The organism is Frankia sp. RB5 (genome assembly GCF_059816245.1).
The window spans coordinates 47,827-71,821 of sequence record NZ_JCBATA010000040.1 but is presented as its reverse complement, the minus strand read 5'-3'; the positions used below and the strand labels follow the sequence as shown (position 1 = coordinate 71,821).

18 protein-coding genes and 2 pseudogenes are annotated in these 23,995 nt (G+C 74.5%); 16 read left to right on the top strand and 4 right to left on the bottom strand.

Annotated elements, in window-relative coordinates; all coding sequences use genetic code 11:
• Positions 1 to 271 precede the first annotated feature (271 nt).
• The 8 genes from AC6EXY_RS20890 to AC6EXY_RS20855 all read left to right on the top strand — a co-directional run bounded on the left by AC6EXY_RS20890 (position 272) and on the right by AC6EXY_RS20855 (position 9,713).
• Complete coding sequence (locus AC6EXY_RS20890; RefSeq protein WP_499818983.1) at positions 272 to 601, top strand: WCX domain-containing protein; 330 nt, start codon at positions 272 to 274, stop codon at positions 599 to 601.
• The gene (locus AC6EXY_RS20885; protein ID WP_101832304.1) at positions 598 to 1,572 is read left to right on the top strand and encodes a helix-turn-helix transcriptional regulator; all 975 of its coding nucleotides are present in this window, start codon (positions 598 to 600) and stop codon (positions 1,570 to 1,572) included. Before AC6EXY_RS20890 ends, AC6EXY_RS20885 begins: the two co-directional genes overlap by 4 nt.
• 4 nt (positions 1,573 to 1,576) lie before the next feature.
• Positions 1,577 to 1,798 carry a hypothetical protein gene (locus tag AC6EXY_RS20880; protein WP_499818984.1) on the top strand — a complete coding sequence of 74 codons (222 nt, stop codon included), beginning with the start codon at positions 1,577 to 1,579 and terminating at the stop codon, positions 1,796 to 1,798.
• A gap of 409 nt (positions 1,799 to 2,207) precedes the next feature.
• A complete protein-coding gene (gene tatA / locus AC6EXY_RS20875) occupies positions 2,208 to 2,471 on the top strand; it encodes a Sec-independent protein translocase subunit TatA (protein ID WP_101832303.1) in 264 nt (87 codons plus the stop codon).
• Positions 2,472 to 2,568: 97 nt separating this feature from the next.
• Positions 2,569 to 3,591: a twin-arginine translocase subunit TatC gene (tatC, locus tag AC6EXY_RS20870; protein WP_101832302.1), complete on the top strand. Its 1,023-nt coding sequence runs from the start codon at positions 2,569 to 2,571 to the stop codon at positions 3,589 to 3,591.
• A 146-nt stretch (positions 3,592 to 3,737) separates the two neighbouring features.
• Entirely contained in the window at positions 3,738 to 6,938 is a 3,201-nt protein-coding gene (locus AC6EXY_RS20865; RefSeq protein WP_499842392.1) for a DEAD/DEAH box helicase, read from the top strand.
• Between the two features lie 44 nt (positions 6,939 to 6,982).
• Positions 6,983 to 8,053, top strand: coding sequence for a cobalamin biosynthesis protein (locus AC6EXY_RS20860; RefSeq protein WP_499817932.1), 1,071 nt, complete (start codon positions 6,983 to 6,985; stop codon positions 8,051 to 8,053).
• Between the two features lie 130 nt (positions 8,054 to 8,183).
• Positions 8,184 to 9,713 carry a cobyric acid synthase gene (locus AC6EXY_RS20855; protein ID WP_499817933.1) on the top strand — a complete coding sequence of 510 codons (1,530 nt, stop codon included), beginning with the start codon at positions 8,184 to 8,186 and terminating at the stop codon, positions 9,711 to 9,713.
• 344 nt (positions 9,714 to 10,057) lie between these two features.
• Here AC6EXY_RS20855 and AC6EXY_RS20850 read toward each other — a convergent pair whose 3' ends face one another.
• Together AC6EXY_RS20850 and AC6EXY_RS20845 are read right to left on the bottom strand one after the other, a co-directional pair.
• Positions 10,058 to 11,347 carry a DUF2637 domain-containing protein gene (locus AC6EXY_RS20850; protein WP_499817934.1) on the bottom strand — a complete coding sequence of 430 codons (1,290 nt, stop codon included), beginning with the start codon at positions 11,345 to 11,347 and terminating at the stop codon, positions 10,058 to 10,060.
• Positions 11,348 to 11,690: 343 nt separating this feature from the next.
• The gene (locus AC6EXY_RS20845) at positions 11,691 to 13,121 is read right to left on the bottom strand and encodes a tetratricopeptide repeat protein (RefSeq protein WP_499817935.1); all 1,431 of its coding nucleotides are present in this window, start codon (positions 13,119 to 13,121) and stop codon (positions 11,691 to 11,693) included.
• Between the two features lie 336 nt (positions 13,122 to 13,457).
• Between AC6EXY_RS20845 and AC6EXY_RS20840 the strand changes: the two genes are divergently transcribed.
• The 7 genes and pseudogenes from AC6EXY_RS20840 (at position 13,458) to AC6EXY_RS20810 (ending at position 20,594) form a co-directional block, all read left to right on the top strand.
• Positions 13,458 to 14,225 carry a class I SAM-dependent DNA methyltransferase gene (locus AC6EXY_RS20840; RefSeq protein ID WP_499817936.1) on the top strand — a complete coding sequence of 256 codons (768 nt, stop codon included), beginning with the start codon at positions 13,458 to 13,460 and terminating at the stop codon, positions 14,223 to 14,225.
• Between the two features lie 202 nt (positions 14,226 to 14,427).
• Positions 14,428 to 15,339: pseudogene (locus AC6EXY_RS20835) on the top strand (ABC transporter ATP-binding protein); the annotation flags it as partial.
• 379 nt (positions 15,340 to 15,718) lie between these two features.
• Entirely contained in the window at positions 15,719 to 17,011 is a 1,293-nt protein-coding gene (locus AC6EXY_RS20830; protein ID WP_499817937.1) for an ABC transporter permease, read from the top strand.
• Positions 17,012 to 17,184: 173 nt separating this feature from the next.
• The gene (locus AC6EXY_RS20825; RefSeq protein WP_101831324.1) at positions 17,185 to 18,126 is read left to right on the top strand and encodes a ribose-phosphate diphosphokinase; all 942 of its coding nucleotides are present in this window, start codon (positions 17,185 to 17,187) and stop codon (positions 18,124 to 18,126) included.
• Between the two features lie 62 nt (positions 18,127 to 18,188).
• Positions 18,189 to 18,578, top strand: a complete 390-nt coding sequence (locus AC6EXY_RS20820; protein ID WP_101831323.1) for an ArsR/SmtB family transcription factor — start codon at positions 18,189 to 18,191, stop codon at positions 18,576 to 18,578.
• On the top strand, positions 18,575 to 19,768 hold the full coding sequence (locus AC6EXY_RS20815) for a cation diffusion facilitator family transporter (RefSeq protein WP_101831322.1): 1,194 nt from the start codon (positions 18,575 to 18,577) through the stop codon (positions 19,766 to 19,768). Before AC6EXY_RS20820 ends, AC6EXY_RS20815 begins: the two co-directional genes overlap by 4 nt.
• Before the next feature lie 136 nt (positions 19,769 to 19,904).
• Positions 19,905 to 20,594, top strand: a complete 690-nt coding sequence (locus AC6EXY_RS20810; RefSeq protein ID WP_207770248.1) for a sulfotransferase family protein — start codon at positions 19,905 to 19,907, stop codon at positions 20,592 to 20,594.
• A gap of 155 nt (positions 20,595 to 20,749) precedes the next feature.
• Here AC6EXY_RS20810 and AC6EXY_RS20805 read toward each other — a convergent pair.
• Positions 20,750 to 21,124 (bottom strand): annotated as a pseudogene (locus AC6EXY_RS20805) (SDR family NAD(P)-dependent oxidoreductase); the annotation flags it as partial.
• A 239-nt stretch (positions 21,125 to 21,363) separates the two neighbouring features.
• Between AC6EXY_RS20805 and AC6EXY_RS20800 the strand changes: the two are divergent.
• A complete protein-coding gene (locus AC6EXY_RS20800) occupies positions 21,364 to 22,029 on the top strand; it encodes a hypothetical protein (RefSeq protein WP_101831320.1) in 666 nt (221 codons plus the stop codon).
• A gap of 274 nt (positions 22,030 to 22,303) precedes the next feature.
• Here AC6EXY_RS20800 and AC6EXY_RS20795 read toward each other — a convergent pair whose 3' ends face one another.
• Positions 22,304 to 23,515 (bottom strand): beta-ketoacyl-[acyl-carrier-protein] synthase family protein, encoded by a 1,212-nt coding sequence (locus tag AC6EXY_RS20795; protein ID WP_101831319.1) that lies wholly within the window; start codon positions 23,513 to 23,515, stop codon positions 22,304 to 22,306.
• Positions 23,516 to 23,995: the final 480 nt, after the last annotated feature.

Below are 23,995 nucleotides of genomic sequence, written 5' to 3'. Positions count from 1 at the left end.
CCCCCCCCCCACACCCCCCCCCCCCCCCCCCCCAACCCCCCCATCCCACACACCCTTCCCCACCCCCCCGCTCTGCCCCTCGGCCCCCCCCGGCGGGGGGGGGGCGCCCCCCGCCACCGACCTCCACCGTTTGGTGCCCGCGCCGCCACCGCCGCACCCCCCCCCCACCGCCCCGCGGGCGGTGCCCCGCGGCGCCGGCCACACGCGGCGCCGCGGCGCACGCCCGGCCGGCGGGTTCGGCTGCATCCCGCCCGCGCGCCCGCGCCCGGCCGTGCCCGCGGACCTGGACCTGCTCGAGCGCGAGTTCTCCGACACCGAGCGATTCGCCCGCTGGATCGTCGGCGCCGGCCCCGACGTGCTGGTCGTGGACCCACCCGACCTGCGCGCCGCCGTCGTCGCCCGGCTGCGCGCCGCCGCCGCGGGCACCGCCCCCGGTGAGCGGGACGCGGCGGCCGGGCCGGACGGGGCATGCGGGCTGCAGGAGGCTGCCGGGCAGGAGGAGGCGGCCGGGCTGGAGGAGGCGGGCCCGCGGGGCGAGCGGCGGGCGCCGGATCCCGCCGACGCGTCCCTGCCGGGCACGGTGGGTGAGCCGGGGCGATGAGTGCCGCGACCGATCGGCTGAGCCGGCTGCTCGCCCTCGTCCCGTGGCTGCGCGCCCATCCGGGGGTGTCGCTGCCCGCCGCCGCCGAGGCGTTCGGCATCACCCCGCGCCAGCTGCGCGACGACCTCGACCTGCTGTTCGTCTGCGGGCTGCCCGGCGGGGCGCCCGGTGACCTCATCGACCTGAGCTACTCCGGCGACCAGATCACCGTCGCCGACCCGCAGACCCTCGACCGTCCGCTGCGGCTGTCGGTGGACGAGGCGACCGCGCTCGTCGTCGCCGCCCGTGCCCTCGCCGACGTGCCGGGACTGGCCGGCCGCGACGCCCTCGACCGGGCGCTGGAGAAACTCGAGAAGGCGGTGGGCGCCAGCGCCAGCGCCGCCGGTCAGGTCCGGGTCAGCCTCGACACCCACGACGAGGTCCTCGCCGCCGTGCAGCGCTCGCTGCGGGAACGGCGCCGGGTGCACCTGCGCTACCTCGTCTGGTCGCGCGACGAGCTGACCGAGCGCGACGTCGACCCGATGCGCGTGCTGGTCCGGGAGGGCCGCTGGTACCTGGAGGGATGGTGCCATCGGGCGGAGGCGGTGCGGCTGTTCCGGCTCGACCGCATCGACGGCCCGGACGGGGTGCGGCTGCTCGACGTCCCCGCGGCCCCGCCGCCCGAGGCGGTCTCCCGGGACACCAGCGACGGCATCTACCACCCGGCCCCCGGCGACGTGCGGGTCGTGCTCGAACTGTCCTCCCCGGCGCGCTGGGTCGCCGACTACTACCCGGTGACGCAGGTCCGGGAGCTGTCCGCGGGTCGTCTCGAGGTCACCCTGCACGCCCGGGAGACGTCCTGGCTGCACCGGCTGGTGCTCGGTCTCGGCGCCGACGTACGCGTCGTCGAGCCCCGCGCGCTCGCCGAGGACGTCCACGCCCTGGCCCGGCGCGCGCTCGCCGCCTACGGCCTCGATCCCGGCGACGGATAGGGTCATGGTCATGCTCTGGGCGTTGGTCTACCTCGTGCTGATCCTCGGCGGACTGGCGCTGCTCGTCCTGTGCGCCTGGCGGGTGTGGCAGAAGGTGCGCGGGGTGCGCCGGGCGCTGGGTGAGCTGTCGACCCGGGTGTCCGGCCTCGCCACCGACACCGCGGCGCTGTCGGCCCGGCTCGACCACGCCGAGGTCGGCGCGCGCCTCGCCGACCGCACCTCCTGACGCGAGCCCCGGGACACCCCGGGCCGAGGCCGTCGCCCGACGGGGCCACCGAATGACCACAAGGCGCGACCGATCCGGCGTTGGCGGCGCGCGGCGGCGCCGGAAGCATGGTCCGGGTGTGATCCGTGGTGGCTCGGCCCCTGGCCAGCGGCGGCTACGCCTCGTGAGGACGCACGGTGCGCCGCGCGGTTGCCCACCTGCGGACAGTCGCCGCAGGCTGTGACGGGCGGGAAGGAGCCCGCGCACTGTCGCGGTTCGGCTACACTTCGTCTGTCAGGTCTGCTTCGTTGCGCAGCCGTCATCTGCCGGATACCCGAACACCTTCTATCGACTCCTAGGCTGACCGACGTAGCATCGTTCGCACCGGTCGTCGTACCGGGCCGGTACCGCTCATCGGAGGACGCCGACCATGCCTAACCTGGGCACCACCGAGATCATCATCATCGCCCTCGTCGTGATGGTGCTGTTCGGAGCGAAGAAGCTCCCCGATGCGGCGCGTTCCTTCGGGCGTTCGCTGCGGATCTTCAAGGCCGAGACCAAGGGCCTGCGCGACGACGACCAGCCGGCCGCCCCCGTGCCGGCGCCGCTGCCGATCGAGGCGCCCGCGCCCGTCGCGCAGCCCGGCGCGGCGAGCTCGGTCAACGGCTCCGTCCCGGCGGCCGACCGGCACTGACCGCGTCACCTGCCGGCCGGGTGATGCGCGCCCGGCCGGTTCCCGGCGGTCTCCAGGCCGGCCGGGTCCCCCCATCCCTCGACCAGGAGACGCCGACGTGCCAGGCATTCCGACGCCGCGCAGGCTTCTCGCCTCGGTGAACAACCGGCGGACCCGCACGGTCGAGGACAGCCGGATGCCCCTCACCGAGCATCTGCGCGAGCTGCGGAACCGGATCGCGATCTCGCTGGTCGGGTTCGCGATCGCGGCGGTCGTGTGCTTCATCTTCGAGCCGCACATCTTCGACTGGCTCAAGGCGCCCTACTGCGACCTGCCGGCGGACAAGCGGTTCAGCCCGGACGGCACGGCGTCGGCGAACTGCACGCTGTACTTCTTCGGCATCCTCGACGCGTTCACGATCCGCCTGAAGATCTCGATGATCGCGGCGGCGGTGGTCTCCTCGCCGATCTGGCTCTACCAGCTGTGGTCGTTCATCACCCCCGGGCTGCACCGGCACGAGCGGCGCTGGTCGCTGACCTTCGTGGCGATCTCGCTGGTGCTGTTCGCCACCGGCGCCGTGTTCGCCTACCTCACCCTGTCGACGGGCCTGGGCCTGCTGCTCGGCTTCGGCGGCCACGGGCTGGTCAGCGTCCTGGACGGCAACCGCTACCTCAGCTACGTCCAGGCGATGCTGCTGATCTTCGGCCTGTCGTTCGAGGTGCCGCTGCTCGTCGCGATGCTCAACCTCGCCGGGGTGGTCACGACGGCGAAGCTGCGCTCGTGGCGGCGCGCCGAGATCTTCCTCGTGTTCGTCTTCGCCGCGATCATCACCCCGAGCCAGGACCCGTTCACCATGCTCGCGCTCGGCCTGCCGATGTGCCTGCTCTACGAGGTGGCACTCATCATCGGCTGGCTCAACGACCGCCGGCGCTCGCGGCGCGGCGACACGTCCCCCTACGCCGACCTCGCCGACGACGAGGCCTCGCCGTTGGACTTCGACGAAGCCCACCGTCCGCGCTTCGCCGAGCCGGCCCCAGCGCCGGCCGCGACGGGCGACGGGGCGGGCACGTCATCCCCGGTCGGCGCGGGCACCGGTCCGGCGCCCGGCGGCGGTGACCCGCTGCACGGCGACATCACCTGACCATCGCCGCCCTCGCCGTTCCCCTCCTCGCCGTCCCGCCTTCGTCGTCGCCTGCCTCGTGGCGTCCACGTCACTGTTCTCGTCCACGTCAAGGTGGCGGCGCTCGCGGCGGATGAGTGCCGGCCGCGTCCCGTAGGGTGGCAGACGTGTCCTCCGCGCCAGCGGCTCTCGTGGAGTTCGCCGCCAGCCTTCCCTTCGGGCTCGACCCGTTCCAGCACGAGGCGCTGACGGCGCTGGCGGCCGGTGACGGGGTGCTCGTCGCGGCGCCGACGGGCGCGGGCAAGACGGTGGTCGGCGAGTTCGCCGCCCACCTCGCCCTGCGCACCGCGACCCGCTGCTTCTACACGACGCCGATCAAGGCGCTGTCCAACCAGAAGTACGCCGACCTCGTCGCCCGCCACGGCGCCGACGCCGTCGGCCTGCTCACCGGCGACACCTCCCGCAACGGCTCCGCCCCGATCGTCGTCATGACGACCGAGGTGCTGCGCAACATGCTCTACGCCGGCCCCGCCGGCGGCCGCGGCCTTGACGACCTCGGCTACGTGGTCATGGACGAGGTGCACTACCTCGCCGACCGGCAGCGTGGCGCCGTGTGGGAGGAGGTCATCATCCACCTGCCGGCGCATGTCCGGCTGGTCTCCCTGTCCGCGACGGTGAGCAACGCCGAGGAGTTCGGCGAGTGGCTCGTCACCGTCCGCGGCCACACCCGGGTCATCGTCAGCGATCACCGGCCCGTGCCGCTGTGGCAGCACGTCCTCGCCGACCGGGCCCTCTACGACCTGTTCCTCGAGGACGCCGCCGGCCCGCCCGGCGCGGCCGCCTCGCCCGCCACCGCGGCCTCGGTGGCGCTGGCCCGCGCGGTGTCCCCGCACGAGCTCGCCGGCCCCGACCCGCGGACTGCCGTCGACCGGACTGCCGTCGACCGGACTGCCGTCGACCGGACTGCCGTCGACCGGACTGCCGTCGACCGGACTGCCGTCGACCGGACTGCCGTCGACCGGGACGGCGCCGACCCGGGCGACGAGCACGCCGCCGCGTCCGGGCAGAGCATCGGCCCCGAGCCCGGTCGGGGTGGGGACGGGGAGGGCTCCACGGAACGCGGCGCGGAGCGCGGCACGGACGGCACTCGCGGTGCGCAGGCGGCGCGCGGGCAGGCGCGGGACGGGCGTGACCGAGGCGCGGAACGGCGCCGCGGCGGGCCGTCCGGGCGAGGGCGCGATGCCAGCGGGCCGCGCGGTGAGCGTCCCGGCCCCGTGCGGACGGGTGCCGGGCCGGTGAGTGCAGGCGGGCGGGTGGTCAACCCGGACCTGCTGCGCCTGGCCCGCGAGGACGGCCGTGGACTGCCGGGGGCGGGAGCGCGGGGGCGCGGCCGCGGCGCGCCGGGGCCGCGGCGGCACTGGGTGCCCGGCCGGCCGGAGGTCGTCGAGCGCCTCGACCGCGACGGCCTGCTGCCCGCGATCGTGTTCGTCTTCTCCCGGGTGGGCTGCGACAGCGCCGTCACCTCCTGCGTGCGCACCGGGATGCGCCTGGTCGGCCCGGCCGAGCAGCAGCGCATCCGCACGATCGTGCGCGAGCGGACCGCCGGCATTCCCGACGCCGACCTCGACGTCCTCGGCTACTGGGGCTGGTTGGAGGGCCTGGAGCGGGGCATCGCCGCGCACCATGCCGGGATGCTCCCGACGTTCAAGGAGATCGTCGAGGAGCTGTTCGTCCAGGGCCTGGTCCGCGTCGTGTTCGCCACCGAGACCCTCGCGCTCGGCATCAACATGCCGGCCCGCACCGTCGTCCTCGAACGGCTCACGAAGTTCAACGGCGAGAGCCGTGTCGACATCACTCCCGGCGAGTACACCCAGCTCACCGGCCGGGCGGGGCGCCGTGGCATCGACGTGGAGGGCCATGCGGTCGTCCTGTGGCAGCCGGGCCTCGACCCGCTGGCGCTCGCCGGGCTCGCCTCGACCCGCACCTATCCGCTGCGCTCGTCGTTCCGTCCGTCGTACAACATGGCCGTCAACCTCGTCGGCCGCCTGGGCCACGACCGGTCCCGCGTGGTGCTGGAGTCGTCGTTCGCCCAGTTCCAGGCCGACCGCGACGTCGTGGGCCTGGCCAGCGAGGTGCGCCGCAACACCGAGATGATCGACGAGCTGCGCGCGGCGCTGCGCTGCGACCGCGGGGACGCCGCCGAGTACGACGGGCTGCGCCGCGACATCCGGGAGCGGGAGTCGGCGCTGTCACGGGAGGGCAGCGCGCGGCGGCGGGCGGAGTCGGCGGCGGCGCTCGGCCGGCTGCGCACCGGCGACATCGTCCGGGTCCCCGCCGGGCGGCGCAGTGGGCTCGCCGTCGTCCTCGACGCCGACACCGCGTCGGTCGCCGCCCCCGACGGCCCCCGCCCGGTGGTGCTCACCGCCGACCGGCAGGTCCGCCGGCTGTCCCTGGTCGACTTCCCGGTCGCCGTCGAACCGCTCGGCCGGGTGCGGGTGCCGCGCGCGTTCAACCCGCGTTCCCCGCAGTCGCGCCGCGACCTCGCCTCCTCGCTGCGCGCCGCCGGCGTCGACCCGGATGCGGGTGCCGGGCCGGGCCGCCGCGCCCGCGAGCGTTCGGCCGCCGCCGACGACGTCGAACTCGCCCGGCTGCGCCGTGCGCTGCGCTCCCACCCGGTGCACGAATGCCCGCGCCGCGAGGAGCATCTGCGCAGCGCCGAACGGGTCACCCGGCTGGTGAAGGAGACGGCGTCGATCTCGCGCAAGGTCGAGGGCCGCACGAACACCGTCGCCCGCACCTTCGACCGGGTCCGCGCCACTCTCACCGAGCTCGGCTACCTCGACGGCGACACCGTCACCGACGCCGGGCGGATCCTCGCCCGCATCTACTGCGAGCAGGACCTGCTCGTCGCCGAATGCCTGCGCGCCGGCGTCTGGGAGGAGCTCACCCCGCCGGCCCTGGCCGCCGCCGTCTCGGCGCTGGTCTTCGAGCCGCGTGGTGACGACGTGGGCGCGCCCGCGCTGCCCGGCGGGGTGGCGCTGCGCGACTGCCTCGACGAGATGGCGCGCCTGTCGGCCCGTCTCGGTGACGTCGAGCAGGCCCACCGGCTGTCGTTCCTGCGCCCGCCCGAGCTCGGGTTCGTGCCCGCCGCCCACGACTGGGCGCACGGCCGCTCGCTGGAGCGGGTCCTGACCGGCAGCGCGGTGGAGCTCACCGCCGGCGACTTCGTCCGCTGGATGCGCCAGCTGCTCGACCTGCTCGACCAGATCGCCAAGGTCGCCCCCGAGGGCACCCGGGTGCGCCGCACCGCCCACGCCGCGATGGACGCCCTGCGCCACGGCGTCGTCGCCTACGCGATGACCGTCTGAGCGGCGCCGGGGGCGGGCGAGTGTCGCAGCGGACGTGTGCCCGGTTGGGCGGGCTGGTCGTCGGGGTCGTGCTGGACGCCCTGATCGCGGACCCGGCCCGGCTGCATCCCGTCGCCGGCTTCGGCCAGGCCGCCGCCGGTCTGGAGAGACGGCTCTACCGGGACAGCCGCCGCGCCGGCGCGGCGCACACGGCGCTGCTCGTCGCCGCCGTCGCCGTGCCCGCCGCCTGCGCCGACCGCCTGCTCGCCCGTGCCGCCACCCGCCCAGCGGGGGCCGGCGCCGTTCGCCGGTACGCGTGGTCGGCGGCGCACGGCGGCGTGCGCGCCCGACTGGCCGGGCGGGGGAGTGGGCCGAGGGCGCTGGCGGTGACCGCGGGGCTGACCTGGGTGGTGGTGGGCGGGGCGTCGCTGCGACGGGCCGGGCGGGGGATCGGTATCCGGCTGGGCGACGGGGACCTCGCCGGCGCCCGTGCACAGCTGCCCACGCTGTGCGGGCGCGACCCGGCACATCTCGACGACGCCGGGGTGGCCCGCGCGGCCATCGAGTCGCTCGCCGAGAACACCTGCGACGCCGTCGTCGCCCCCCTGTGGTGGGGGGCGCTCGCCGGCCTGCCCGGCCTCGCCGGCTACCGGGCGGTGAACACCCTCGACGCGATGATCGGCCATCACAGCGACCGCTACGAACGCTTCGGCTGGGCCGCGGCCCGCCTCGACGACCTGGCGAACCTGCTGCCGGCACGGCTGTGCGCGCTGGCCGCCTGCGCGTGTGCGCCCCTGGTCGGTGGCAGCGCCGTGGACGCCTACTGGGTGATGCGCCGCGACGGCCGCTCGCATCCCAGCCCCAACGCCGGCCCGGTCGAGGCGGCGTTCGCCGGCGCGCTGGGCCTGCGCCTGGGTGGCGAGCTGCGCTACCCCTACCGGGTGGAGCACCGTCCGGAGCTGGGTTTCGGCCGCCCCCCGGCCGCCGCCGACGTCGCCCGCGCCGCCCGGCTGTCCGCCGCCACCGGCCTGGTCGGTCTCGCCGTCACCGCGCTTGCCGTCGCTCCGCTCGCCGCCGCCGCGGCCGCCCTGGCTCGCCGGGCGGTGTTCCGCGGCCACCGCGCGCGTCGGAGCTGAGGCAGCCGCGCGGCAACCGGGGAGATCGGGAGCCGGGGGAGTGCGGCAACCGGGGGAGTGCGGGAGCCGGCGGGCCGCTCCGTCACCCGGGACGGCTGATCACGGACATGGGAAGGGGAGTGCGACGGGAATGGGTGGGGGGCTGCTGGTCGCCGGGACGGCGTCGGATGCCGGCAAGAGCGTGCTGACCGCGGGGATCTGCCGGTGGCTCGCCCGCGAAGGGGTGCGGGTCGCGCCGTTCAAGGCGCAGAACATGGCGCTGAACTCGACGGTGACCGCCGACGGCGCGGAGATCGGCCGGGCGCAGGCGATGCAGGCCGCGGCCGCCGGCGTCGAGCCGGAGGCGGCGATGAACCCGGTGTTGCTCAAGCCGGGCTCGGATCGCAGCAGCCAGCTGGTCGTGCTCGGCCGCCCGGTCGCCGAGGTGGACGCGCTCGGCTACCGCCCGCACAAGAAGGCCCTCGCGGCGGTGGTGCTCGACTGCCTCGACGACCTGCGCTCCCGCTTCGACGCGGTGATCTGCGAGGGCGCTGGTTCCCCGGCGGAGATCAACCTGCGCGACACCGACATCGCCAACATGGGCCTGGCCCGCGCGGCGAACCTGCCGGTCATCGTCGTCGGCGACATCGACAAGGGCGGGGTGTTCGCCGCCCTGTTCGGCACCCTCGCCCTGCTGGACCCCGCCGACCAGGCGCTCATCTCCGGATTCGTGATCAACCGGTTCCGCGGCGACCCGCGCCTGCTCGACCCCGGCCTGCGCCAGATCGAACGCCTCACCGGCCGCCGGGTGCACGGCGTCGTCCCGTTCCGCCCCGGCCTGTGGCTCGACGTCGAGGACTCCCTTGACCTCGCCCGCTACGCCGACGGGGGAGCGGACGGCGATCCCACGGGGGCGCCCGCCGGGTCGGGGGAGACGCTGCGGGTGGCCGTGATCCGGCTGCCGCGGCTGTCCAACGTGACTGACCTCGACGCCGTGCGCGCCGAACCGGGTGTCGTCGTGCGCCTGGCCACCCGACCCGACGACCTCGCCGACGCCGATCTGGTCGTGCTGCCCGGCACCCGCGCGACCGTCTCCGACCTCGCCTGGCTGCGCCGCCGCGGCCTCGCGGGCGTCCTCGCCGCCCGCGCCGCCGCCGGCCGTCCCATCCTCGGCATCTGCGGTGGCTACCAGATGCTCGGCACCCGCATCACCGACGAGGTCGAGTCGGGCGCCGGCGAGGTCGAGGGCCTCGGACTGCTGCCCGTCACCACCGCCTTCGACCCCGCGAAGCTACTCGGCCGCCGTCACGCCACCAGTGCCGACGGCGGCCATCCGATCAGCGGCTACGAGATCCGCCACGGTCGCCTCACCGTCGCCGAGCACCCGCACGCCGCGCCGTTCGCCGCCGACGGGGTCCGCGTCGGCGCCGTGGCGGGCACCAGCTGGCACGGCCTGCTGGAGAACGACGCCTTCCGCCGCGCCTACCTCACCTCCGTCGCCTCCGCCGCCGGGCGCGCCTTCACCCCCGCCCCCGACACCTGCTTCGCCGACGTCCGCGCGCGGCGCCTCGACGCCCTCGGCGACCTGGTCGCCGACCACCTCGACACCTCCGCCCTGCGCCACCTCCTCGACCACGGCGCCCCCGCCGATCTCCCCTTCGTCCCCCCGGGCGCCCCCTGACCGCCGACAAGATAATCAACGTTGTTGACGACGTCTCGCCGCCGCCGGAAGCCATGCAGGCACGGGACGGCAGAACTCTGGCTGTCAGTGACACCGGTGATCCCGAACCGCGAATCTCCGCTCTCGTCGCCCGAGCTGGCTCGTGACAGCGTTCTGACCACTTCACCGCAGTCCGTGTCGCGAACCGGGGGGCGAAACGGACACGACATGCGGTGTTCGCGACACGATGCCGCTGTCCGCCGCGCCCGCTTCCCACCCTGGGGAAGTCCGCCACGGATCCTCGCGGAACCAACCGCGGATCCGCGCCGGGCCGGACAGCGGCCGTGGCGGCGCCGCGCGGTCGCTCAGCTGGCGGCGACGGACGCGGCCGCGCGCCGGTGGTCGGGAGCGAGGCCACGGTGGCGTCCGCGCAGCGCTTTGCCGGCTACCCCGGAGGAAGGCTCGCCGCCCGGCGCGAGGGCGGGCTGTGCGGGCGCGGTCTCACGGCGCACCTGATAGACCCAGCTCTTGCTGACGGTGATGCCCTGGGTGGCAAGAATCGCGACGGCGGCGGTGGCGGATCCGCCCGCGTCGTCAAGGGCCCGCACGATCGCCGCGCGCTTCGCGGTCGGATCCATGGACACCACCGCCGCCGGCGAGCCGGCGCCCGGCTCGCCGCCAGGCGCGAGGGTGGCCAGCGGGATGGTGGTGGCCAGATGATCGACCTCGGTGATCTCGTACGGCACCGGGAGCGTAACCGGGCCAGCCGGCGCCGCCGCCGGGACGCCAGCTGGCACGACGTCGCCCGGGGAAGCGTCGTCCGGGGAGGCATGGCCCGCGGCGCCGTCTCGGCGGGCCTCGTCGTGCGCACCGTCCGCGGTCGGCGCCGAGAGCACCGGTGTCGCACCCTGTGACGGCGGGGCCGACGGCACGGATGACGCCGGCACACCGCCTGCCGACGAGGGAGACAGCGGAGCCGGAGCGGAGGGAGACAGCGGAGTCGGAGCGGAGGGAGACAGCGGAGTCGGAGCGGCCGTCAGAGCAGTCGACGACGGCGTTGCCGGCGAGGACACGGCAGCTGGCGAGGACACGGTGTCCGCCGCAGGCAGCGTGGCCGTGGGCGGCGGGGCCGGGTCGGCCGAGGGGGACGGCGCGGCCGGCTGGGCCTGTGGGGTAGGAAGAACCGGGTGGCGCTGGCCGGGAATCGAGAGGCGGGGGAGAGTCCGCGGGGCGGCGTCCGGATGGATCTGGCGCATGAGCAGTTCGTAGGAACCCAGCAGGGCCAGCGGCGGCCACCCGGCGATGATCCGGGCGGCGAGGCTGGGCTCGGCGTGCAGCATGTTCGCCGCCAGGGACGCGCAGGCGCCGAGGGCGAGCATCAGGTAGGACAGCCCGCCGCGCCCCCGTCCGGCTCGACGGTCCGCGAGCATCGTCATCGACGCGGCCACGATCAGGCCGTCGACGCTCAGCGGCAGCACCGCCGAGGTCATCGCGTCCTCGCCGTGCTCCAGAGCGACCGCGCGCATGTGCCGGTAGGACGCGAACGCCGCGACCGCCGCCACGATCGACACCGCCGTCACCGTCGTGGTGCGGATCGCCCGGGTGCCCCGGACGTGACGCGATCGGTCCCCGTCAACGAGCTGGCCGTCGGCCATCCAGACCTCCAAACCCCGCGCCGCGAAAGCCGCGACGCGCCCATAGTGCAGCAGGTCGAATTCCGGTTGACGCGTGGTGGGCGGCTGGGATGGACATCTCCGCCGAAGGGGGGTGCGGACCGTGGAGGACCAGCACGTCTGCGCGATCGGCAGGGCTCCGGCGGCGCGGAGCACCCGCGCCGCGCGACGGGTCGGCCGCGCTGGCGCACCGGGTACCTCCGGGCGGTGCACCCCGGGCGGGGGCCGTCACCCCACCCGACCAGGGCCGGCGGCGCGCAGCCGCGCTGCTGCCCGGACTCGGACGGCGGGGTCTGGCCGGCCCGCCGTGCGCGGGGTGGCGGTGTCAGGCGGACAGGCGCGGGGCCGCCTCGTCGCGCGCCTGGGACGCGAGCTCGACGGCCTGGGCGACGGCGCGGGTCTCGTCGCCGTCGAGGACGCCGGCACTCAGGAAGTCCTGCCACGGTTCGATCGCCGAGCTCAGGTAGGACGTGCGGTTGGCGGGCGGCATCATGGCGATCGCCGTCCGCACCGCCTCGATCCCCTCGTCGCCGCGGCCGGACAGGATGAGGCAGTCGGCGAGGTCGAGCAGCTTCCAGGCCAGATCCTCCCGCAGCGGGGCCGGGTGCACCGCGCCGTCGTCCAACGTCGCCTGCAGGTCCTCGGCGGTGAACCGGCACAGCCGTTCCAGCCGGCGGAAGGAGGCGCGGGCCGCGTCGTGGCCGCCGGGATTCTCGGCGGCCAGCAGCAGGTGGATCCGGGCCTCGTTCAGCCGGGGGTAGGTGTCGTTGCCGGCGAGCGAGATGGCCTTGCGGTAGGCGCCGAGTGCCTCGCGCAGCAACGCGGTGTCGAACACGCCGCTGCCCTGCCGGGCGCGGCGACGCAGCAGGCCGCCCAGGTTCGACCAGGTGCCGTCGTCGGCCGGGTCGATGCGCACCGCCTCCTGGAACGCGGCGGACGCGTCGAGGAGACGACCGCCCAGGCTCAGGGCGATGCCGAGCTCTCGCCAGGCCGGCGCGTGGTCCGGCTGGCGCTGGGTGGCGTTGCGCAGCGCCAGCGCGGCCCGCGCGTAGTCGTCGTCGGTGGCGGCGGTCCGCCGCAGCGCGCAGCCGAGCTCGAAGTAGGTGCGGAAGCTGGGATGTGCCTCGACGGCCTTGGTGAGCAGGACGATGGACTGCCCGGGGGAACGGTGGGCGAGCTCGATCAGGTCCTCGGCCTGCTGGCCGCGCAGCCGGGCGATCTGCCCGCGCAGATCGTCGAGCTCCGCTCGGGTGAGGGTGACGTGCTGGCGGTGACGGCGCACGGGGCTGTCGACGTGGTCGGCGTGGCGCAGGCCGTAGCTGGCCGCGGCGACGATCGCCGCGATCGCCCGGCGTAGCTCGGCCGGCCTCGAACCGTAGGGGATGATCCGGTTGCTGCCCACGTTGAACCGCGGATGCTGGTCCGCGTTCTGTGTGACGAGGATGGTGACGCCGTCGCGCACCGCCCAGCGCACCCCGACCTCCAGGAAGACGTTCGGGTTGTCGCCGGTGAGGTCGGCGATGTAGACGTCCGCGTCGAACGCCTCGCCGAACATCGAGTCGTGAATGGGCGCGCTGATCTTCTTCTCGTCCTCGATGACCAGCTCGGTGGGCCGGCCGAGCTCGTCGGAGAGCTGCGCCGCCACGACGTCGAACAGGTCCCGGCGGATCTCCTCGACCTCGCCCCAGGACGCCCGCGTACCCATCGACGAGAAGGGCATGGCCACGAAGATCCGAATCTTCTCCGGCGGCGCCACGGCCGCATCATAGCAATGCGATCACCAGGGGCTGCCGAGGAAGAGCCTGGTCGGACACGGCGGTGCGGCGTGGTCAGAGTGTGCGGACCGGGCTGGCGAGAAGATCCTCGCGGTCGCGGTCGCGGTCGCGGTCGCGGTCGCGGTCGCGGTGGCGGTGGCGGTGGCGGTGGCGGTGGCGGTGGCGACCTCGGCCATCGCGGCGACCGCGACCGGGTTGGCCTCGGCCGCGGGCAGTGCGTCCCAGGCGATCGCCCTGGGTGGCGATATCGCCGGAAAAGAAGATGAGGTCCAGGTGGGTCGTATGTCAGCCTGCGTGACATGGATGCGGTGGGTGCCATGGATGACACGCTCAGACCGGAGTCCTACGGCGAGCGCGTCGCGGACGTGTACGACGACTGGTTCCCGGCGCGTGGCGCGCAGGTCGCGGCGGTCGCCGCGTTCCTGCACGCGCGGGCGGGCGCGGCGGTGGGGGAGGGGAGTGGCCCCGCGCTGGAGCTCGGGATCGGGACGGGCCGGGTGGCGCTGCCGCTCGCGGCGCTCGGCACCCCCGTCGTCGGCATCGACGCCTCCCCGCGGATGCTCGCGCGGCTGCGGGACAAGCCCGGCGGCGCGGACATCCCGGTCGCGGTCGGCGACTTCGCCGGCGTCGACGCGCCCGGCGGCCCGTTCGCACTGGTGTACGTCGTGTTCAACACCTTCTTCGCGCTCCTCGACCAGGAGTCGCAGGTGCGGTGTCTGGCGAACGCGGCGCGCGCGCTGCGGCCCGGGGGGCACCTCGTCATGGAGGCGTTCGTCCCCGACCCGGCCCGCTACCCGAACGGCCAGCACGTCGTCGCGGAGGAGATGGCGGGGGAGGAGACCCGGCTGATCGCCGCGACCCACGACCCGCTCACCCAGCGCATCCGCGCCCGTCGTCTGGTCCTCGGGCCGACGGGGGTGCGGACCTTCCCGGTCGACCTGCGCTACGCGTGGCCGAGCGAGCTCGATCTGATGGCCCGTCTCGCCGGACTGGATCTGACCGAGCGGTGGGCGGGCTGGAGTGAGGAGCCCTTCACCGCGTCCAGCGGGGCCCACGTCTCCGTCTGGCGCAAGCCGTCACCCTGACCGTCATCAAGATAATCAACGATGTTGACGATCTCTCGCGCCACATCCTCCAAAAAATCAACATCTTACACACCACAAGCCACCACCCGAGACAACCCTCGATCTTGTCGGTTGGGTGACCGTGACCGCGGTGTGGGCGGCTGTCAGGGGCCGGACACAATAGGCGCGCGGGCCGGGCAAGCTGGCAGGTGAGGGGAAGCTCATGGGCGACGGGCGGCTGGAGATCGACGGTGTCTCCAAGCGGTACGGGTCGACCGTGGCGCTGGACGCGATGTCGTTCGACGTGCGCGCCGGTGAGCTGTTCGGGTTCGTTGGCAGCAACGGCGCAGGCAAGACGACCACGATGCGGATCGTCCTCGGCGTGCTGGCCGCGGACGCCGGTGAGGTGCGTTTCGACGGCGTACCGCTGGACCTGGCGATGCGCCGTCGCATCGGGTACATGCCGGAGGAGCGTGGGCTGTACCCGAAGATGAAGGTCGCCGAGCAGCTCGTCTACCTCGCCCAGCTGCACGGTCTCGGTCCGGTGTCGGCGCGCCGGGCGGTGGAGCGGTGGACGGAGCGGCTCGGGGTCGCGCAGCGCCGCGACGACGAGGTGCAGAAACTGAGCCTGGGCAACCAGCAGCGGGTGCAGCTCGCGGCGGCGCTCGTGCACGACCCGGTCGTCCTCGTCCTCGACGAGCCGTTCTCGGGCCTGGACCCGGTGGCCGTGGACGTGATGAGCGAGGTGCTGCGCGAGCGGCGCGCCGCCGGTGTGCCGGTGGTGTTCTCCAGCCACCAGCTGGAGCTGGTGGAGCGGCTGTGCGACCGGGTGGGGATCGTCCGTGCGGGTCGGATGGTGGCCTGCGGGCCGGTCGGCGAGCTGCGATCGGCGGGGACGAGCCGGCTGGTGGTTAACGCGCCGTCGGCGCCCGACGGCTGGGCCGACGGCCTCGACGGGGTCACGTCGCGTGGCCGGGAGGGGACGGCCACGGTGCTGGAGCTGGCCCCCGGCGCCGACGACCAGGCCGTGTTGCACGCGGCGCTGGCCACCGGCCCGGTGCGTGAGTTCCGCCACCGGCTGCCGTCCCTGTCCGAGTTGTTCCGCGACGTCGTTACCGCTCCCGCCTCGCCCGGGGCGCCCTCCCCGCAGCCCCCGGCCCCACAGCAGCCGCCGTCTCCGACCCATCCGGCTCCGGCGGCTCCGACGTTGCCCTCCCAGCTTTCGGCACCCACGGCCTCGCCAGCGCAACCATCGGGCCCCGGCTCTCCGGCCGCAGACGTTCCGCGGAACGCGTCGGCCATGCCAGCCCCGCCGGGCACCATACCGGTGGCGAGCGCCTCGCCCGACCCGCGCGGCACGGCCGACGCAGACGACCCGCACGCCGTGACCAGCGCGGACGGTCCGAAGGCCGCGGCCGGCGACGATGGCTCGATCGGCCCGGACGGCGCGGGTGCGCCGTGACAGCGGGGGTGCGGGAGGACGGCGTGCGGTCCTGGCGGGAGCGGGAGGGCAGATGACGACGGACGGCGTTGGCGGCGCCGATGGGCCGCGGGGCGCGACCGGCGGATCCGAAGGTGGGGTCAGCGGGCACGACGGCGGGCTCGGTGAGCTCGGCACGGCGCGGGCGCTGCGGCTGATCGCCGGGCGGGAGATCGTCACCCGGGTGCGGTCGCGGGCGTTCCAGGTGATGACGGCGCTGTTCGTGGTCGCGATCGCGGCGGCCGTGCTGGTCCTCAGCGCCGTCAGCGGCGGGTCGTCGTCGTCGTCGACGGTGGCGGTGACGGCGGCGGACGGACGGCAGGCCACGGCGATCGTCGCCGCGGGGCGATCCCTCGGCGAGGAGGTGCGGGTGCGCACGGTCACCGACGTCGCCGACGGCCGGCAGGCGGTGCTCGACGGGGACGTCGACGCGCTGGTGCGCACCGGGGCGGCCGGCGGCGGCTACCAGGTGACGGTGAAGAAGGATCTGTCGGACACCTTGACCTCCGTGCTGACGGTCGCGGCGCGCCAGGCCGCGCTGGAGGCGCAGATCGCCGGTCTCGGCGGTGATCCGGCGACGGTGGGCCGGGCGGTGGTGACGGCCGGCGTCGACGTGACGGCGCTGCACGCGAAGCGCGAGGTCGACGGGCCGCGGCTGCTGCTCGGCCTGCTCTCCGGTGGCCTCATCTATCTCTCGCTGATGATCTTCGGGCCGGCGGTGACGCAGGGCGTCGTGGAGGAGAAGTCGTCGCGGGTGGTGGAGCTGCTGCTGGCGGTGGTGCGGCCGTGGCAGCTGATGGCCGGGAAGGTCGTCGGGATCGGCGCGGTCGCGCTGGGGCAGCTGGCGCTGATCGGCGTGGTGGGGGTGGGGCTTGGCCTGGCGACGGGGCAGCTCGGGATTCCGGCGGGTCTCGCGGTCGGGTCGGTGGCGATGGCGCTGCTGTGGTACCTGGTCGGGTTCTCGATGTACGCGCTGCTGTTCGCGGCGGCGGGGGCGCTGGTGTCGCGGCAGGAGGACGCCGCCGGGGTCACCCCGCCGATCATCGCGGCGATCATCATCCCGTATGTGGTGGGAATCTCGGTGCTGCCGGCGTCGCCGGACAGCGGGCTGGTGCTGACGCTGGCGATGATCCCGCTGTTCGCGCCGGTGCTGATGCCGATGGTGATCGGGATCGGCAGTGTGGCGGTGTGGCAGGTGGTGGTTGCGCTGGTCGCGGCGCTGGCGCTGACCGGGCTGCTGGTCTGGCTGGCGGGCCGGGTGTACGGCAACGCGGTGAAACGCTCGGGCACCCGGGTGGCGTTGCGCGACGCGCTGCGGGCCGCCTGACGTCTTGGGTGGCCCGGCGCGCCGGGTCGGCGGGGCGGCCGTGGGCCGCTGGCCGCGCCTGGGCGCCATTTCGTCGGTAGCATCCGGGTCGGTCGTCGACGGGACGGCGACCTCGGCCCGACTGCGCGGCGTCACCCAGGTGAACGCGCAACACCGGAGAACAGGGAGCGTTCGTGCGCGACATCGCCGTCTTCAGCGGCAGTGCCCACCCCAGCCTCGCCGAGGAGATCTGCACGCATCTGGACGTGCCGCTGCACCGGGTACGCACGCAGCGCTTCGCCAACGACTGCCTCGAGGTCCAGCTGCCGGCGAACTGCCGGGAACGGGACGTGTTCCTGATCCAGCCGCTGGTCGCGCCGACCCAGGAGAACCTGGTCGAGCTGCTGCTGATGCTGGACGCGGCGCGGGGTGCGTCGGCGGCGCGCACGACGGTGGTGCTGCCGCACTATGCCTATGCGCGCTCGGACAAGAAGGACGCACCGAGGATCTCGATCGGCGGGCGGCTCGTCGCGGACCTGCTGGTGGCCGCGGGGGCGAGCCGGGTGCTGGCGATGACGCTGCACTCGCCGCAGGTGCACGGGTTCTTCAGCGTCCCGGTGGATCATCTGCACGCGCTGCGGGAGCTCGCGGCGCACTTTCGCCGCCATGACCTGTCGAACACGACGGTCGTCTCGCCGGACCTGGGCAACGCCAAGGAGGCGGCGGCGTTCGCGCGGATGCTCGGGGCGCGGGTCGCCGCGGGTGCCAAGCAGCGCTTCGCCGACGACCGGGTGAGCATCTCCTCGGTGATCGGGGACGTCGCCGGGCGGGACGTGATCGTGCTCGACGACGAGATCGCCAAGGGTTCGACGGTGCTGGAGCTGCTGGAGCGGCTGCGTGAGCTCGAGGTGCGCTCGGTGCGGGTCGCCTGCACGCACGGGTTGTTCTCGGCCGGGGCGCTCAAGCGGATCGCCGACCAGCCGGAGGTCGTCGAGATCGTCTGCACGAACACGGTGCCGATTCCTGTCGACGGCCGGGTGCCGGAGCTGACGGTGCTCACCGTCGCCCCGCCGCTGGCCGAGGCGATCCGCCGCATCCACAACGGCGAGTCCGTCAGCGCCCTGTTCGACGCCTGAACCGCCCCCGGAGGCGTCTGTTCAGGATGCGCTGACGTCAGCGGCGGCTGTATCGTTGGGGCATGGTTGCTCTCGCGTCGTCCGCCGAGGTGCTCGCGCGGTTCGGGCACGCGCTGTCCGATCCGACGCGGGCGCGGCTGCTGCTCGTACTGCGCGCGGGCGCGGCGTATCCGTCGGAGCTCGCCGAGGTCCTCGGTGTGGGCCGGACGAACCTGTCGAACCATCTGGCCTGCCTGCGCGGCTGCGGGCTGGTCGTCGCGACGCCGGAGGGTCGCCGCCAGCGTTATGAGCTGGCCGACGACAAGCTGCGCCACGCCCTCGGTGACCTGCTCGACGTCGTCCTCGCCGTCGATCCCGAGCATGTCCACGAGGAGTACACCGGTCCCGCGGTACCGCTCGTCCCGGCCGGGGTGGCAGAGGCGGTCGCGGCCGTCGACGAGGCGCTGTCGTGACCGCGCACGCCGGCCACTGGGCCGGCGCCGACCACCACGTCCCCGAACAGGATCACGACCACGACCACGACCACCGCCATGGCGACGGTCCCGGCCATGCCAGCCACAGCCACAGTCATGGGCATGGTGTGTCGGGGCGGACGACGGCGGCGCAGCGGCGGCGGTTGTGGTGGGCGACGGGGCTGAACCTGGCGATCGTCGTCGGGCAGGCGATCGCCGGGGTGGCGGCGCATTCGGTGGGTCTGCTCGCCGACGCCGGGCACAACCTGACCGACACGGCCGGGGTGGCGCTCGCGCTGGTGGCGCTGACGCTGTCGCGGCGCCCGCCCTCGGCGCGGCGCACGTTCGGCGGGCTGCGCTGGCCGGTGCTCGCCGCGCAGGCCAACGCGGCGGCGGTGCTGGTGGTGACGGCGCTGCTCGCCGTGGAGGCGCTGCGCCGCCTGGGCGCGCACGGCGACGTCGACGGGCCGGTGGTCGTGGTGGTGGCGCTGGTCGCCGCCGCGGTCAACGGGGTGTCGGCACTGCTGGTGCGGGAGCGTGACGGCGATCTGAACACCCGCGCGGCGGTGCTGCACCTGGCCGGGGACGCCGCGGTGTCGGTGGCGGTCGCCGCCGCCGGCCTGGTGATCTGGCTGGCCGGCGGCGGGTACTGGCTGGACCCGGCGGTGTCGCTGGTGATCTCGCTGCTCATCGCCGCGCAGGGCGTGCGGCTGCTGGTCAGCGCGTCGCGGGTGCTGCTGGAGGCGACTCCGGAGAATCTCGACGTGGTGGCTGTACGGGCCGACATCCTCGGCCATGAGCATGTTCTCGACGTCCACGACCTGCACGTGTGGGGGCTGTCCGACCGGGTGGCCGCCGCCTCGGTGCACGTCACCCTCGGTCATCTCGACGGCGGTGACGACGGCCGTGACGGGGGGCATCCCAGCCTCGCGCAGGCCCGCGCCGTCTCGGACGAGATCAAGGCGATGCTCGCCGCCCGTCACGGCATCACCCACGTCACCGTCGAGGCCGAATGCGAGCCCTGCACCGCCGACGACGATCCCTGCGGCCTGGCCCGCCCCCGCCTCCGCGTGCCGGCCGGCGGCGACGCCACCACCGGCACAACCACCCCAACCAGCACAGCCGGCCCCGCCGCCCCGGCGGTCGGCGTCACCACGGCGACCAGCCCGCGGGCGGATCCTGGCAGCTAGCGGCCTGTGCGCGCCGCCGTCGGCCCGCGTCGAGGTGGCCATCTGCGTCCACCTCGCCGGCTGGATCTTCACGCAGCGTCACACCGACGGTAGCGTGGGGGCACACGTGGGGGATCGGCGCAGCTGAGGAGATGCGATGCTCGACGTGATCGGCGTGGGATTCGGACGCACGGGAACGCTGTCGCTCAAGGCGGCACTCGAACAGCTCGGCTTCGGCCCCTGCCAGCACATGGACGAGGTACTGGCCCACCGCCGGCACACGATCCCATACTGGACCGACGCCGCGGACGGCAAGCCGGTGAACTGGGAGGCGCTGTTCGAGGGCTGTCGGTCGACGGTGGACTGGCCGGGTGCCCGGTTCTGGCGGGAGCTCGTCGAGGCCTACCCGGCGGCGCGGGTCATCCACACCGTGCGTGACCCCGAGCGGTGGTACGCCAGCGCCCGCAACACGATCTTCCGGGCCGTCTCGTCCACGCCGCCCAACCTCAACGAGCAGGGCCGGCAGGTGGTTACCATGATGAACGCGCTGATCTGGGACGGCGTCTTCGGGGGGCGTTTCGCCGACAGGGACCGCGCTCTGGAGATCTTCGCCGAGCACACCGCCGCCGTGCGCCGCGAGGTGCCCGCGCGGCGCCTGCTGGTGTTCGATGTCACGCACGGCTGGGAGCCGCTGTGCGACTTCCTCGGTGTCCCGGTTCCCGCCGGTCCGTTCCCGCGGGCCAACGCGACGGCGGCGTTCGCCGCCAAGCAGCGGGAGCGCTTCGCCGCCGCGACGGTCCCGGACGGGTCGGCCGCGCCGGCGCAGGGAAGCGGTCCGACCGGCTGACCGGCCAACGGCGCGATCCTGCTGTGGGCCGCCGCCTGCGTCGGGTTACCAGGGAAGGGCGCCGTCGGCGTCGAGGAGCCCGCGGTGCTGGCCCGGGTGAGAGACGCCAGGCCGCTGCTGACGAGGACCACCACCGGCGCGGTGGAGCGGCGCAGCAGCGGGAGAAACGCGTGCAGGACGCGCACCGCGCCGAGAACGTTCGTGTCAAACGTCTGGCGGGTCAGTGCGGCGGTCAGGTCGGCGGCGCCGGTCACCACGCCGTTCTCCCCCCATTCCGGGGCGATGCCGGCATTGCTGACCAGCACGTCCAGGCCTCCGTCCCGGCCGATCACGTCGGCGGCGGCAGCGACGGAAGCGTCATCCGTGACATCGAGCTGGACCGCCCGTGCGCCGTCCAGGCTGGCCGCGGCGTGCCGGCCACGCGCGGCGTCGCGGCTGCCGAGGTAGACCGTGTGGCCGGCGGCGAGCAGCTGGCGGGCGGTCTCGAAGCCAAGACCCCTGTTCGCCCCGGTGATCAGTGTGGTTGGCATGATCGCAGACGCTAGGTCCTCGCGCGCGCTCGAAGTCAACCCGTCCCCCGCCCCGCCGCGGCGGGCGCGCGGTGCGGGTCACGCGACCGCGGTGCGCCCAGGCCTTGGCCGGTCAGCACAATGAACGCATGCTCCGACCGTCTCCGCGGTGTCGTCGACGTCCTGTGTCCGCCGCTCCGTTCGTGCCCGCACTGTCTGACCGTCGTCATCCGCGTGCCGGGGTGAGGGCGGCGGGTGGGATGGTGGCGCTGCTGGGCCTGGTGGTGGTGATGGTGCTCGCGGGGTGCGGCTCGTCGTCGTCGCCGCGCTGCGAGCCGGCCGCGAAGCCCGGGCCGGTGGTGGAGCGCCGCATCGTGGTGGAGCGGGCCGGGGCCGGGAAGCTGGACGCGCTGTCGCTGTACCTCGTCCGCTGCGAGGGCGGCCGCACGGTCGCGCTCGACCCGAAGAACGGCACCCTGTTCACCAGCCTCGACGACTTTCGCCACCGCAACAGGCTGCTCGGCCCGAAAGACCAGATCCTGGTCCCGAAGGATCTGACGTCCACCGTGGAGAAACCCGAGTACGTGCAGGTCTCCGGCCATGTCGACGACGGCACGCCGGGCTGGGTGTGGCCGGTGGTCGGTGCCGGATCCGCCGTGGTGGTGGCCGTGGCGGTCGCCGTCGTGCTTGTCGTGCGCCGCCGTCGCCGGGCGGCGTCGCCCTCGACCTCGGACGCGGACATGGCACCCGAGACCGCGGCTGATGAGGGCGAGGCTGACGAGGGCGAGGCTGACGAGCCGGCGCCGTCCGACCCGGCGCCCACCGATCCCCCGAGGGCTGAGTCGACGGCGGAGTCGACGTTCGATCCGCCGGCCGCGACGACGAGCGGCGACCAGCCCGCCGAGCAGACCGAGAGACCAGCCTGACCGACATGCAGGCCTGACGGAGCAACCGGGCCGACGCACCTGCCGGCCTGATCGTCGTCGCGGCCGCACCCTCGTCACACGGGGCAGGTTTCCCGTCGAGGGGAAGTCCCGCGGGGGACAGCGGCACCGTGTCGCGACGTCGGCGTGTCGCGTCCGACTCGTCCCCCTGTTCGCGACACGGGCCGCCGTGACATGGCCAGGACGCTGCCACAAACCCGCCGCCGCGCCCACGCGACGCGACGATCACAACGCGAGACGCGGCCCAGGTGGGGCGTCAGGCGGCGGTGAAGACCAGGGTGGCGTTGTGGCCGCCGAAGCCGAAGGCGTTCGCGACGGCGGCGTGGACACGCTCGCGGCGGGCGGCGCCGGTGACGACGTCGAGCTTGATCGCCGGGTCGAGGGTGTCGAGGTTGCGCACGGGCGGGATGATGCCGTCGCGCAGGGCGCAGATGGTGGCCACCGCGCCGATCGCGCCGGCGGCGCCGAGGGTGTGACCGGTCGACGCCTTGGTGGCGAACACGGCCGGGTGGGTGCCGATCGTCGAGGCGATCGCCTCGGCCTCCAGCGGGTCACCGACCGGGGTGGAGGTGGCGTGGGCGTGCACGAGGCCGATGTCGGTGGCGGTGAGCCCGGCGCGGCGCAGCGCGGTGGCGATGGCGCGGGACTGGTTGGCCGGGTCGGCGGTGGTGATGTCGAGGGCGTCGGAGTTCACCGCGGCGCCGGCGGCCACCGCGTGCACACGGGCGCCGCGTCCGGTGGCGAACGACTCGCGTTCGAGGATGGCGACGGCGGCCCCTTCGCCGAGGACGAAGCCGTCGCGGTCGGCGTCGAACGGCCGGGACGCGGCGGCCGGGTCGTCGTGGCGGGTCGACAGGGCGCGCATCTGCGCGAACGCGGCCAGCGGCAGGTTGTCCACCGGCGCCTCGACGCCACCGGCGACGACGACGTCGGCGAGGTCCGCCTGGATCATCTCCATCGCGATGGAGATCGCCTCCGCGCCGGACGCGCAGGCGCTGACCGGGGTGCGGGCGCCGGCGCGGGCACCGAGGTCGATGCTGACCCAGGCGGCCGGCCCGTTGGCCATCAGCATGATGATCGCGTGCGGGCTCATCCGCCGCGCGTTGCCCGCCTCGACGACGCGGTGCTGGCTCAGGGTGGACTGCACGCCGCCGTAGCCGGTGCCGATGACGACGGCGAGCCGGTGCGGGTCGACCTCGGGCCGCCCGGCGTCGGCCCACGCCTCGCGGGCGGTGACCATGGCCATCTGCTCGCAGCGGTCGAGCTTGCGGGCGTCCTTGCGGGGCAGGGTCGCGCCCGGGTCGACGGGCAGCCGGCCGGCGATGCGCACCGGCAGGTCGCGGGCCCACTCGTCCTCGACAAGACCGACCCCGGAGGCGCCTGCGAGCAGGCCGTCCCAGCTGGTGGCGAGATCCCCACCGAGGGGGGTCATCGCGCCGATTCCCGTGACCACGATCCTGTCCTGCACGAGTGCGATCTCCCGTTCGTCCGCGGATGTGCCGAGCCCGAGCCGCCAGGTGGCGCCCCGCCGTCGCGGCGCACCACCGGTCGCGGCACTCCACCGGTGGTGATGCTCCGCCGACGGTGGAGGTGAACGCGACGGGACACGCGGGTGTCAGGGCGGCCCCGTGGCGGTGACAGCCTCTACCTTCGCAGCCAGCCCCCAGCCGCGCCCAGCGTCGTCGCCGCCGAGATCGGTGCCCGCTCGTTGTCGGTTACCCACAACGACCGACGCCGTCTGGACGGATGCGACCAGCTCGACGCCGCCCTGACCTGTTTGCCGCCCACAACATCCGCGATGGTGCACGAGCCGTTACGCTGTCCGGGTTTACCCGGGAGCTGTCGTGTTCGTCATGTCATGTCAGCGAAGACAGCGTCGCGAGGCGGAGCGGGTACAGCGCGGTCGGGCGAGGCCCATGGTCGTCATGGTCTAGAATCTCCCTGATGC

Bases quoted from the DNA above. Each gene is read 5' to 3' on its own strand.
- AC6EXY_RS20830 (WP_499817937.1), top strand. From the start codon at position 15,719: ATGACGACGGACGGCGTTGGCGGCGCCGATGGGCCGCGGGGCGCGACC.
- AC6EXY_RS20810 (WP_207770248.1), top strand. From the start codon at position 19,905: ATGCTCGACGTGATCGGCGTGGGATTCGGACGCACGGGAACGCTGTCG.
- AC6EXY_RS20800 (WP_101831320.1), top strand. From the start codon at position 21,364: ATGGTGGCGCTGCTGGGCCTGGTGGTGGTGATGGTGCTCGCGGGGTGC.
- AC6EXY_RS20820 (WP_101831323.1), top strand. From the start codon at position 18,189: ATGGTTGCTCTCGCGTCGTCCGCCGAGGTGCTCGCGCGGTTCGGGCAC.
- AC6EXY_RS20855 (WP_499817933.1), top strand. From the start codon at position 8,184: ATGGGTGGGGGGCTGCTGGTCGCCGGGACGGCGTCGGATGCCGGCAAG.
- AC6EXY_RS20885 (WP_101832304.1), top strand. From the start codon at position 598: ATGAGTGCCGCGACCGATCGGCTGAGCCGGCTGCTCGCCCTCGTCCCG.
- AC6EXY_RS20880 (WP_499818984.1), top strand. From the start codon at position 1,577: ATGGTCATGCTCTGGGCGTTGGTCTACCTCGTGCTGATCCTCGGCGGA.
- tatA (WP_101832303.1), top strand. From the start codon at position 2,208: ATGCCTAACCTGGGCACCACCGAGATCATCATCATCGCCCTCGTCGTG.
- AC6EXY_RS20840 (WP_499817936.1), top strand. From the start codon at position 13,458: ATGGATGACACGCTCAGACCGGAGTCCTACGGCGAGCGCGTCGCGGAC.
- AC6EXY_RS20850 (WP_499817934.1), bottom strand. From the start codon at position 11,347: ATGGCCGACGGCCAGCTCGTTGACGGGGACCGATCGCGTCACGTCCGG.